This is a genomic window from Apibacter muscae (genome assembly GCF_007845595.1).
Lineage (GTDB): Bacteria > Bacteroidota > Bacteroidia > Flavobacteriales > Weeksellaceae > Apibacter > Apibacter muscae.
Genome location: NZ_SELI01000015.1, coordinates 1 through 14,275, shown reverse-complemented (window position 1 = coordinate 14,275; position 14,275 = coordinate 1). Strand labels below are relative to the sequence as shown.

The following is a 14,275-nucleotide window of genomic DNA, read 5'->3' as shown; positions in this document are numbered from 1 at the left end:
AATTCAGAATTAACACTAAATGAATTAGTTAAATACATCTAAAAAATTAATTACTAAAAAAATTACCACAAGTGGTAATTTTTTTTAAATCATTATAAAATATTATCATTTAAGTCAAATGATAGTTAGACTTTAATAAAAAAGTTTTAATTGGATAAAAACTTGTTTGTTTTCAATATTTGATTTAAATTGCAGGTGAAAAACTAACTATAAAGGTAGACTATGAATAAATTTTACTTATTCTCTATAATTTCGTTTATTTTTTTAAATTTAAATTCACAAAAATTAGATTCAATAGCTCCGGGTGGAGTGCAGGGAACTGTACTTTGGATGAAAACCGTGCCTTGGGATCAGAATGCAGATCTTCATGCAGGTTATCAATGGAAAGATTTTTCTGGAGACTTCTCAAAAGTAAAGTATTATAATGAAGATTCAGAATATATAGTTTCAAGAACTTGGTTTGCAAGATTTTTTAACTTCAATCCTGCATTAAGATTTATAAATTCTCAGTTAAGTAAGGAATTTGAAATCGTAAATTCAAACTTATCTACTTCTACACTTATTGGAACTTTTGCAGAATATGAATTTGCAAATGAATATTCATTTCAAAAACCAAGTTTCATTTTAGCAATGAATGGAGTTGAAGATAAAGGATTTATTATTGATAAAGATAAAATTGTTAATAGTACAGAAAGTAAGAGAGGATTACTAGATTATGGAGATGAGTATGGTTATGATTTGATGTTCCATCCAGGGAAAAGTCCAGAGTCAAATATAGTTAAATATAAAGAGAGGACCTTAAGATCTCTCACCTATTATAGAACCAGTCGCCCTATAACAAGCGTTTGGGGTGAGAAAAATAATGCTATAGTTTCCTTTGGTGAAAAATTTTATTCATTTAATAAATATAACAATTCAACATTTGATTTAAATACTTTTAATCCTAATGATATATTTACAGGTTATATACCTGAATTATTTATATATAATAGAATACTTACACCTTTAGAAAGAGTTAAAGCAGAAAGTTATTTAGCTATTAAATATGGATTTATGCTTGAAAATTCCTTTTTAGGAAGTGATGGACATTTGTTATGGGATGTTATTTCACAAAAAAATTATAACCACAGAGTTGCTGGTTTGTTTAGAGATGATCAAAGCGGATTAAATCAAAGAATATCTTCAACCTCTTATGAAGAGGCTCCATATTTTAGTTATTTACCCGAAGGCGATTCGTACGATAATGCAAACACCTATAACTTATCTAATAGAAATAAATTATTAGTAATTGAAAAATTTCCCGCTAGTCATTTAAATGATAAAGAATATCTTATTTGGGGTGATAATAATAAAAGTTTGCAAGCTTCAGAGCAGATAGAGGAGTTGTTAGGATTTAATACGATGAGTCGTAAATGGAAGGTGAGTACTAATATGGGGAATTTAAATGCTGATCCTATGGGGATGAAATGGGAAGCATCTCCAAATACAGAAATGGTCCTGGATGATTATAAGATTTCTTTTATAAAAAAAAGAAATACTTATGAACAAGCAAATATATCTAGTGAGAATCCACTGCCTAGCTATGAAGGACATGTTACTTTTACATTAAATTCTCCCTCATCTGGAACAATTGTTAAATTCGGAACTAAAAATAATTTTGAACAAGCGGGAACCCATGATTATGGAATATATATAAATGGTAATGGAGATATTTATCCTATTATAGAAGGCTCAACAAGATGGGCGAATCGTTGGAGCTTAAAAGCATATCCTAATTCCATTATAAGGATTGATAAAACTAAGGAATATATTATTATTTCCTTAGATGGTAATCCTAAGCAGCAAAGTGGTCAACCTTTGCCTCAAATTTTTATTGCTAAAAATGATATTGATAAAGACTTTTATGTCACCTTAAGGTTAGATGCAAATAATATAGATGCAAGTATAAAGAATTTTCGTGTAGGTGGTTTTATGGAAATGGGTAACCGAATTGAATTAGCTTATAGAGATACAAGAGCTTCAGATTTTGCAAACTATGCTACAAATGGACAATCTTATCTAATTATTGATAGATCTGGTACAGGCAATTTTAAAAGGGAAGATATTGAACTATTTCCATCAGATGAATATGATTTAACTAGGAATAAAATAATTTTTAATAATATATTTTTTGATACGGATAAAAATCAAGAAGATGTTTTTACTTTTGGTTACAGACCTTCAAATATAATAGCAAAGATTAATAAAACTAATCCTAGTTGTAATCCAAATTTAGAAATTTCTTCTCAAGATGGAAAAATTGAGATTCAAATAGAACAAGGAGATCCTGGTTTTGAATATCAACTTGTAAATAGTGAAAATAAACAAGTAGTAAAAGAAGGAGTTTTTTATGAAAATAAATTTGCTATAGATTCTCTTTCCCAAGGCAATTATATTTTAAAACTTAAAGAACTAGGTGGATTTAATTTTATATCCGATTCTACAGAAGCAGAACCCAAGGCTTACGCACATCAAATTATAAGTAGAGGTGCTAATGATGGGGGATTATTTGAATTTACAGTAAGAGATCTTAATCCAAGTTTTCAAGTGGGAATGAACCCTATTTCAGGAATTATGCCAACCACTTATATACAATATGGATTTGAAGTAAAAGATGGTTTGGTTTATCTTATAAATAATAGAGTTAAAAGTGTTACTCCTATGCCTGGGATTAAAATAAAAGAAGGAGATAAAATACAACTATATAGACAAAATACTTATAGTTACCCATATACGATATACTATCGAATAAATGGTATTAGTTTTTATTCCCAACCCGTTAGTTTATCTTTTTGCTTTTTTATGATTCAATTGAATGATAGAATAGGAGGGTTTTACAATGTTAAAAATGGTAAACCGGGGTATGTAGCAACTCCATTGAACTGGAATTATTCAGGAATACAACCCCAACCAGCAACAAAATTACTATCAGAAACCTCTATTGAGCATTCGATTAGTTTAATGGCAGATTGTAACAAAAAAGAAGAGGAATCTCAAGTTTTACCTATAGCATTAGCTTCAAACGAAAACTTAACTACCTATTATAAAGACTTTAGAAATCAATCTGAAATTACCGCTTATATTAAACTTGATCAACCATCCCCTATAACTTTATCTATATTTGATTTTTCTGCAAATATGATTTATAGTCAAGACATTACAGAAAGTAAAAAGGAACACACGGTGGATATAAATGGGTTAAATAAGGGAGTGTATATATTAAAAGTTTTCTCTCAGCAAGGAGAATTTAGCAAAAAAATAACGATAAACTAACGAATAATAAAAATTACTGTGATGATGAGATTGAGCGCAAAAAAAGCCCGATACATATCTTATTTCTTACTCTTCATTATGGCTATACAAAGCTTTACGCCTTATGTGCCACATGTAGTGAAAGAGAAAAAAGAAAATTCAGATGAAAAAAATACCTTTTCGTCAGAAGGAAAAACTAGTAAAGCAAAAGTAAAAGAAGAGACCGAGGATTTAAAAAACGAACATTCATTTTTTAAACCATCCAAATCTCTAGAAGCAGGGAGTACGCTATATAGCTCCGATCTAAACGAAGGAGAAATAGGTTTTCTTTTTAATCATTATTTTGACAACCCTCAAGACAATGTATTCACCTTATACGTAGATCATAAACCAGAAAAAGGACAAAAAGCCTACATCGTTTATGAATTGTATGGAGTTGAAGATAAAAATTCAGTCACTAAAAGCATCAATGATCGATTGTCGACCGGAGGCTATTTAGTTAAAACCAATACCGAATGGACTAAACAAAAAGAAGAAATCAATAGCGATTGGTTACGTGAGGGAGTAAATCATATTTTCTTTAGTGTACCCAACAATGCTACTTACGGCTATAAAATTAAAAACCTGAAAATAGAAGTTGAAAATACCACTTCTTACTTAGAAGAGTTACATTGGAATAGCTATGCTTACGAAAATGGAGATACCTATGTAAAAGGATACTTTTTAGATGGGAAAGACCGAGAAATTCAAATCCAAGGTCAGTCGGTAAAAAGTTTTCAAGGAGAATTTGAAACAGTATTATCTGGGCATTTTCCTCAAGTAGAATTATCTATAGAAGGGAAAAGACAAACCCAAACTTCAAATTTACTGAAAGGCAAGCCCAAATTTGTTTATAAGGAAACCTTTGTGCCCAATCAAACCCAAAAATGGTTTAGTAAACAAAAAGAAAGCAATGAAATAAACTTTTTAGGAGCCTCGTTAACCATTGCAGGAAAAGATCTTTGGTCTAATCAATTAATTCGTATACAAAATCTACGTTATACGGATATTCCAGCACTAGATATGGGAATGCAAAATGTAACGGCTAAATCTGAAGCCTTTCGTTTTTTGCCACACGGAGAACATTTTTCTCAACCAGCAGTAGTTAAACTTCCGTACGACCGAACCAAGATTCCCAACGGATATACTGAACAAGACATAAAAACCTATTATTTTGATCTAAACACCAAACATTGGGTTGCATTAGAAAGAGATAGCGTAGATATACAAAACCAAGTCATTATATCTAAAACTACGCATTTTACAGATATGATCAACGGAGTGATTCAAGCACCAGAATCCCCGGAAACCAGTGGTTTTACACCTACTACCTTAAGCGATATTAAAGTTGCAGATCCGTTAGCAAAAGTAAATCAAGTAGCTCCCCCACAAGCCAACAACCGAGGGAGTGCGGGCATGGGCTATAGCTTTGAAATGCCACCGGCACGAAATGGAATGAGCCCTTCCTTAGGAATCCAATACAACAGTGACGGCGGATCCGGACTGTTAGGTGAAGGATGGGATTTAAATACCCCTTCTATATCTATAGAAACCCGTTGGGGGGTTCCTAGGTACGACGCAAATTTAGAGACAGAAACCTATGTAATGGATGGAAGTCAGCTAGTTACCCAAGGGCCAGACGGAAAAAGTAGTGTTGCACACCGAGGAGAAAAAATTGCCAGACAAGCCGATCGTTTTTTCTTTCCAAGAAAAGAAGGTAGCTTTGCTAAAATTCAAAGAAAAGGAAATTCTCCCTCCAATTATACTTGGGAGGTTACCGATAGAAAAGGGACCAAATATATCTATGGTGGAAACAACGGAGTTTTAAAAGGTACATTTACCAATATTAAGGGGGAAAAACAAGAAGTAATTTCTGAATGGAAATTGTCTCGGGTAGAAGAACTACACGGAGATTGGATAGAATATTACTACGACCAAGTGGAAGAACCCGTACGCGGCGGCTTAACCTCTAAATCCTTGTATTTAAGAGAAGTACAAGCCGGGAATAAAGGAGAAAAAGCCCATACGGTGGTAAAATTAACCCGTGGAAAAACCAAACAAAAGCAAACCAACAATGCTCGTTACGGATATTTAACCTCTCAAAATCAATTGCTAACCAATGTAGAAATAGATTTTGAAGGACGTAAACTAAGAGAATATAGCTTTGAATATAAAGAAGGTGCTTTCTTTACCGACTTACTTAACAAAGTAGTACATAAAGACGACCAAGGAGCACAATTTACCTATAATACATTCGATTATTACAATACTGTAGAAGAACAAGGCGGTTATTATCAGCCCAGCGAAACTTGGAATACACAAAACGACGGATTATCTGCGGGCTTTGTTAACCCTTTATCAGCATTACAAACCACCGGAGATTTTTCTGATAAGCCAACCGCTTTAGGGGGGTCTAAAACAAAAAATAAGTCAGGTTCAATATATGTAGGAATAGGTTTAGAAGATGGAAAGCCATCTAAAATTAGAACAATAGGAGCTAGCTTAAATTATTCTTATTCCGAAAGTAAAGGAGTATCTACTTTAATAGATATTAATGGAGACGGAATTCCGGATAAGGTATTTGTGGATGATTTAGTAGGAGGAATGCATTATCGTCCCGGACATCGAGATGGAACCTTTGGGGAGCCAATTCGAATACAAGGAGCCAGTCAGTTTTCAACTTCATATTCCAATGCTACTTCTTTTGGTGCTAAGGCTATCGTGGGTAAAGGACAGGCAGAAGGTGAACCCAAAGAAAAAACAGCTACTATCGGAACAGATTTTCAACAATCAAAATCTAAAACAAGTCGTTATTTTACCGATGTCAATGGGGATGGGTTGGTAGATTTAGTTGTCGGAAGCAAAGTCTATTTTAACCATATAGAAAAAGATGCACAGGGCAATTTGGTTCCTACCTTCACCCTTAGCAGTGCCGATACCCCAAGCCCAATCAAAGGTGGGGGAGTGATTGATGATTCCGATACACAGGTAGATCCCGAAGAACAAGCCGAACTAATAGCGAACAATCCTTTGCAAGACGCTGTCCGCATATGGCTTGCTCCGTACGACGGTAATATAACAGTGAGCGGTACAGCCACTCTATTAGCTCCGGAAGCAGGGTATGATCCAGAATCTTTTGCTAAAGCAGACGGGGTTCGTGTAGCCATGCAAAAAAATCAGAGTGAGCTAAAATCTTACGTAATCACTAAAGACGATCACTCACCGAAAGATATGGCTACTGCCAATCTTTCCGTAAAAGCCGGAGATCGAATCTATTTTAGGGTACAATCGGGAATACAAGAAAATTCCAACGGAGATTTTGACCGCGTGGAATGGAACCCTACTATAAAATATAACAATATTAATGGAGGAACAGATGCCAATGCCTACCCAACCATCTATACGGCAGCTACCGAAACTTTGAACTACTATGATGGATATACGGTAGTTCCCGGAGTAGACTCTCTAACTATTAAGGGGGATTTTACCAAACCGGTAACTTCCGATGTGGTAACCCTTAAAGTGTTTATGGGAGAGGAGAAGGCATTGGCTTATGAAAAAACTTTTCAAGCCACAGAAACTCATCAAGGAGAATGGATCATACCTATTTCCAACCCAAGTTTGAAGGATGTAATGCAAATAGAGATGGAATCTCCTTCCTACCTAGCTTGGGAAACAATAAGCTTTCAACCGGTGGTTTATTTTACACGTACTATAGAAACCCCAGAAGGAACATCCCAAACCATAGAGCAAACCCAGCCCGCTTCCGTAAAAGTAAATGCTACGTATGAAAGTTTGGTACATCCCGGTACAGTACAAATCGTAGCCACTAAAGGGAAGGGAAAACTAAAAATAGAAATTACTCCCAAGGTTGGAATTACCCCTGAAATAAAAAATAAAATCAACGGAAGTTTTCAAGTCAAAGCCAAAAATGAAAAGGGTGTTTTCTACACCGGTAACTTACAAATGGCTAATGGAAGCTTAGGAGAAGGAGCTGAACAAGAATTGGATTTACCGCAAGGTCCGGTTTGGGTAGAATTGTATTCTGCCGATGCCAACCGAGAAGGCTTGCAAAATTTAGCCACGGTAAAAGTAATACTTACCGATAGCCTAAATGCACAAACCAATGCTTTAGCCTCCGTGTATAGAAACTGGGATTTGCAAGGATTTGGACCGTTGCATCGTCAATGGGGACATTTTTCTTACAATTCCATGGAAGGCAGAGCCAACCAGCCCATCAAAGAAAATTTATTGGTGCTACCTCAATCAGAAAATGATCCGAATGTAGATCCTAGAAAAATGGTCTTTATCCCTATGCATTTAGATGCGATGAATAAAGCCTATTGGCAAGGGAATGATGCAGAAGTAAGCATTCATCAAAAAATAATGACGGCTTCCCGTTTAGGACAAAAAGACGTGATTCTGGACAATCCATTGTCTGGATTAGGAAGTTCCGGAAATTTAGAAGGATCTTGTATTACCGGTAGTGGAGGAATAGGAGTAAGGCAGGAATCGAAGAGTGAAAGTAAATCGGTTATGATTGAAGCTGGTGGTTCGTTAAAAGGTACTTTAAGTAAAGCAGAGGGAGCCGACCAAACCTTATTGGCTTTTCAAGATTTGAATGGGGATGGATATCCGGATATTATTTCCAAAAGACAAGTACAGTTAACCAACACCCAAGGAGGTTTTGATGGAGAAATAGTTACTTCCAAGAATGGATATGCTGGTTTTCATAATAGTGAATCTAAATCTGCGTCAGTAGGTTTAGGAGGTAATCCTACGCATGCAAGTTCTATAGCTTCTAAAGCAGCTAGATTAGAATCAGCTACTGCTAATATAAAAGGTTCATTCAAAGGAAAAACACTCTTTGATAAAATTGCATCATTAGTTAAAGCTGTAAAAGAAGCTGATGATGCTGAAATATCTTTAAATAATGCTAAGAATACCCCTTATTTAATACCGGGAGGGGATAAGAATTTTAATGAAGATGAGGCAATTGATAGTTTCACGGATGTAAATGGAGATGGGTTGCCGGATAAAATTTTAAGAAATAAACAAATTCGTTTAAATTTAGGCTATGGATTTACTGAACCCTTGGATTGGGATATTAGTGAAATAAGGTCAGGGAAAGGAAGCAATAATAGTTTGAGTTTAGGTTTTGCTACTGATGAAGGAAGTTGGTCCGGAGGAATAGGACTAAGTAATAATAAAACCCATACCAATTTTTCCTTGATGGATATTAATGGAGACGGTCTAGTAGATAAAGTACGATTAGAAGGTTCTAAAATCCATGTTTCTTTAAATAAAGGAAATTCCTTTGCAGATGAAATATTGTGGGAAGGACTTTCAGAAATCAATAATTCATCCTCTGTATCCGAATCTATAAACAGCGCATTAACATTTAAAATGACTTTGCCAACCTTACCTCCATTAAAATTAACTTTGAATCCTTCAGTTAATATAGGGCAAAGTATGAGTCGTACTTTAGAGGATTTACAAGACATTGACGGAGATGGATTTTTAGACGTGGTAACCTCCGATCGGGAAGACCGTTTGCACGTACAACGCTCTACCATAGGAAAGACCAACAAGTTAAAAACCGCATATAACCCTATCGGAGGAAGTTTCACCTTAGATTATAACCGTTCCGAGGCTACTTATGACCATCCGGCAGGTAAATGGGTGCTTTCCGCGGTGGAAACTAACGACGGAATCAACGATGACGGGGCAAATACCCGGGTAGAATACCGTTACAGCCAAGGAAAACAAGACCGACACGAACGGGAGTTCTTAGGATTTGGAAGAGTGGAAACCCTAAGTGTTGATACCGAAAATTCCAATGCACTTTATAGAAAAAGCATCCAAGAGTACGATGTAAACAACTATTACACCGCTGGCAATACCCTAAGAAGCTGGGTAGAAGATGCCCAAGGGAAGAAATACGCAGAAACCCTTAACGTATACTACGCTTACGAAGTAAAACAAAACGGAGCCAATGCCTATGCGATTATCACTACCGAACTATGTTCAGACAATCAATCGGCATATACCCCGTTAAAATACACCAAAAGTATGGCTTACGAAGGACAAGACCTAGGGATAGTAACCAGTGAATCCTTCTATCAATACGATATTACTCAACAATACGGAGAAATCCTAGCCTATAAATACAGCGACCAAGGAAACCTAGGAGAAAACGGAACCGGTGGTTACAACTACCAAACCAAAATTTCCTATACCTCCAACCCCGCTAAAAATATTTACGGATTGCCTGTACAAGTACAAGTGATAGGAAGCGACGGCAAACAGTACCGAGAGGTAAAGGCAACCTATGATACTAACTACGCCAACCACCTTACACAAGTCAGCCAAAAATTGAACGACGAAGGAGAGGTAGCCACTACCGATATTGTTTACGACAAATATGGGAATATCACCCAGAAAACTCTACCGGCCAACGCCAACGGCGAACGTATGTGGTACAAATACCGTTACGACAGAGATTACCACATGTACCTAGAAAGAATAGACGATGCCTACGGCTATACCAGTGAGTTAGAAAATTACGACTACCGTTATGGAATGCCACTAAGCACCAAAGATTACAACGGTTACTATATGGCTACCACCCTAGACAATTTAGGGAGAGTGCAAACCATTACAGGGCCCAACGAAATGGAACTAGGCTTGCCGTACACCATTAAGTTTGAGTATCACCCGGTCGCAGAGATAGATTCCAACGGAGAAATTAAAAACCCGGCATACGCCATTACCAAACACTACGATCCGCAACACAAAGGCAACGACATAGAAACGGTTAGTTTTGTTGACGGAGTAGGGCGTGCCTTACAAGTAAAAAAAGAAGGAGTAATTACCGAAACGGATGCCAGCGGTAGCAACCCCAAAGAAAAAGAAGTTTGGATTGTAAGCGGTAGAAACTCTTTAGATCCTTACGGAAGAGTATCCGCCAGTTACTACCCGGTAACCGAAGATCTTTCCCAAAAATTGATTTTCAACCGAAATTTTGACAAGGTTACCCCTACCCGTACCCGTTACGATGTCATGGATAGAGCGGTGCAAACCCTTTTACCTGACGAGAGCAGCAGTTCCGTCGCTTACGGTATAGATGCCTCTACGCGTACCTTGGTAACCACGGTTACCGATGCCATGGGCGGAAAACAAACCACTTACACCAACGGTTCTGGTTTAACCCTAAAAACCGATCAACTTTCCGGTCCTTCAGGAACCATTTCTACCCAATTTGGGTACGACCGGATCAACCAGTTGTTAGAAGTAACCGATACCGATGGACAAAAAACTACCTCGGTATACGATTTAGCCGGAAGAAGAACGCAAGTAACCCATCCAAGCGCAGGAACGGTAAGCCTTACCTACGATGCCTTGGGCAATGTAACCACTCGCCAAACTTCTAACCTGGCAGAAGCAGGGCAAAAAATAGAATACAAATATTTTTATACCCGCTTAACAAATATCAACTACCCACAAAACCCACAAAACAACGTCACCTACCACTACGGCAATAAAAATGCGAAAGAAAACCGAGTAGGAAGGGTAGTATTGCAAGAAGATGCAACCGGAGCGCAAGAATTTAAATACGGAAGCCTAGGAGAAATTACTGAGGTTAGAAGAACCCTAGTCATTCCTAACCAAGCCATAGCTACCTACGTAACCCAAACCAAGTACGACAGCTGGAACCGTATAGAACATATTATTTACCCGGACCAAGAAAAGGTAGAATACAAATACAATACCGCCGGGCAACTTGTACAACTCAAAGGAAGCAAGGCTTATAGCTACAACTACGTAGAAAAAATAGGCTACGATAAATTTGAGCAACGCAATTACCTGAAATATTGCAACGGATCTGAAACCAGTTATACCTACGATCCGCAAAGACGAAGATTGACGAATTTACAAGTTTGGTCCAATCCAAAATCACCCCAAGCCTCAGGAGGAAAGCGTCAAATCATGAACAACCAATACACGTACGATGCCGTAAGCAATGTACTAAGTGTAACCAACGCCACTCCTTTGCCAGCCAACGGACAATCCTTAGCCGGAGGACCCATGAAACACGAATACTCGTACGACGGTTTGTATCGTTTAGTACAAGCCCAAGGAACCTACACAGGAGCCGACCAAAAAACAGCTTCCTACACCTTGGAAATGGGCTACGACAACCTGCACAACATAGTTACTAAAAAACAACACCTAAGCCAAAAAAACATTATGTTTAACGGTGGCTTAAAAGCAGGATACGATTTGGCGTATACGTACGACAAAACCAAAAGAAACCAGATTTCTGAAATTGAAGATATCAACTATAGAACAGAAGAAAACAAACCGGAAGAAAAAAGAAACGAAAGAAAAGCGTATAGCTACGACGCCAACGGTAACTTGGTTTACATCAATACCGCTTTAGCCAAGAAAGACGGTAGAGAAACGACTCACACCAACGAACGTAAACTTCGTTGGGACGAAGAAAACCGACTGGTAGCCCTAGACGATAACGGATACATCAGCAACTATTGGTACGATGCTTCCGGAGAACGCGTAGTAAAAACCTCCGGGGAAAGTGAACACGTATACGTAAACTCCCTTTTTGCAGGAGGAAGAACCCAAACTGGAAGCTTTTCCGCTTACGTAAACCCTTACCTAGTCGTAAACCAAGCCGGTAAATATACCAAACACTATTACATAGGAAGCCAAAGGGTAGTAAGTAAACTGGGAGATTTACAAAGCTACGGGGCCGATCCTAGGAGAATACTTTATGCAGGAGCTAACCTAGACGGGATATCCATCGACTGGAAAGGCAAATACCAACAAACCATACAGGACATCAAAGACAGCTATGCGTATTTTGAAGTCCCTTACCACGGAAAAGACAACGACGATTATGTAAATGGGCAAGGTTTTTGCTGTTCAGATAACGGTGCTGTAGGAATTAGTCCTTTAGAAGCCGGTATAGGAAATGGAAATGTAGATTACGAAAGAATGCAATACTTTTACCATGCCGACCATTTAGGAAGTTCTAGCTACATTACCAATCTTGACGGTGCTGTGGTGCAACACATAGAATATGTACCGTTTGGAGAAGTGTTCCTTGAAGAGCGAAACAACCAATGGAATAGTCCATACCTATTCAACGGGAAAGAGTTGGATGAAGAGACGGGGTTATACTATTACGGAGCTAGGTACTATAATCCTAGGGAGTCTGTGTGGATCTCCACCGATCCACTATCTGGATATAACCCGATATTTGAAAAAGAACATTATATTGATGGACAGCATAATGGAGGAGTTTATAACTCAGGGAATTTAAATACTTATGGTTATACGTATCAAAATCCGATTAAATATGTTGATCCTAATGGGAAACAAGTAGTAAGTTATGCATCAAAGGGTTATACATCACAGTTTTTTTATGTTGGGGGCGCTGATTTATCATCAGGGTCAGCAGGACTATCTGATACTTCTGTTAAATTAGTTAATAGTGTAATCGAAAATAACCCTAAAACATCAATAAGTTCAAATAATTTTAATTATGCAGCTGAGAATGTTTATGATTTTAAAACGGAATATTATGCCTATAGTATAAAATTAGAGTATGATTATGGGGCAAAAGATATTGTATTAGCTGGTTATAGTAGGGGAGGGGTTGAAGTTATGAAAATAGCTAGAGAATTAGATAAATATAATATTCCTGTGAAAGCTTTAATATTACTTGATGCAGCAGATGGACCTAGATCGAGTTCAATAGATAGAACTATCCCAGGTAATGTTGCTGAAGTTTTTAATTATTATCAAACAAATGGTAAACGTCCACCTTTTTCACATGGAGGACCTGCATCTAAAAGTAGTTCTTCAAATAATACAATAATACATAACTATAATGTATCGCAAAAAGTTTATGAAAATGGAGGAAATGCAGAAAATATTAATCACAGTAATATAGATGAAGCGTATTTGAATAATGTTATAAATAATATAAATGAAAGTATTAGAAAATAGCAATCTTTTTTTTAAAGTGTTTTTTTATATTCAAGTAATATATCTTTTACTTAATTTTATTTTATTATTTTGTTTATATTTTGATGCCTATAAAATACCTTTAATACCTGATGTTATACAAGGATATATTTATATGGGATTATTTATATTGTCTATATTAATTTCATTAATTTCATTAATACTTCTTTTAGTATATAAAAAAATTATTTATCTAGTTTATTTTTTTAATACTTTAATATTTTATCTTTTGATTATTTTTATTATAGGAGATTCATATTAAATGATTATTAATTTAAATTTTTAATATCAGTTAATAGAAAAAGGCTACTTATTAGAGTAGTCTTTTTCTATTAGCTATTTCTATAAATTTTAAAAGAATTAATAAAAAAGTAGGGGAGGTAGAAAAAGCAAGGGGTATGGCGGAAACCTTTATTTAATTTTTATATACTAATGATAATCAATAGTATAGTAAAATAACTACTAAATAATTTTCAAAAATATCTAGAATTTTGTATGTATTTTAAATATAATTCATTGTTTTATAATCGTTTAGAGTGCAGTATTAATAATATCAAGACTTAAACTTAGGAATATTTTAATATGAAAAGAAAAGGCTACTCATCGGGTAGCCTTTTTACTATTCTTTATTAAGCCCATCCAGCATTTCCCATTCGCTATCAGAGATAAGAGAATGGATAAGGTTAAGAATGTTATAAATATCCCAAGCATTATGCACGGATAGGTTGGGGTAGGAGTTATCCATGATAAGCGCCGTTTGGGTTACTTTACAGAGCGATTTAAGGGTAAAACCCAGCTCTTGGTAGCTTTCTATAAATGGAAAGTTTTCCAGAGACTTTAAGAAGTCTTTAGGGTTTAGGTTTTTGTTTTCATTTGAAAAATCATTGTTAAGATT

Annotated in this window: 3 protein-coding genes; 2 read left to right on the top strand and 1 reads right to left on the bottom strand. The window is 36.1% G+C overall.

The window, feature by feature from the left end; translation table 11 throughout:
- The first annotated feature begins 222 nt into the window (after nt 1-222).
- Entirely contained in the window at nt 223-3,312 is a 3,090-nt protein-coding gene (locus ETU10_RS01210; protein ID WP_146309411.1) for a T9SS type A sorting domain-containing protein, read from the top strand.
- 21 nt (nt 3,313-3,333) lie between these two features.
- Nucleotides 3,334-13,362: a SpvB/TcaC N-terminal domain-containing protein gene (locus tag ETU10_RS01205; RefSeq protein ID WP_146309410.1), complete on the top strand. Its 10,029-nt coding sequence runs from the start codon at nt 3,334-3,336 to the stop codon at nt 13,360-13,362.
- Between the two features lie 637 nt (nt 13,363-13,999).
- Here the strand turns inward: ETU10_RS01205 and ETU10_RS11120 are convergent.
- On the bottom strand, nt 14,000-14,275 hold a 276-nt coding region (locus tag ETU10_RS11120), incomplete at its 5' end, for a hypothetical protein (RefSeq protein ID WP_185145034.1).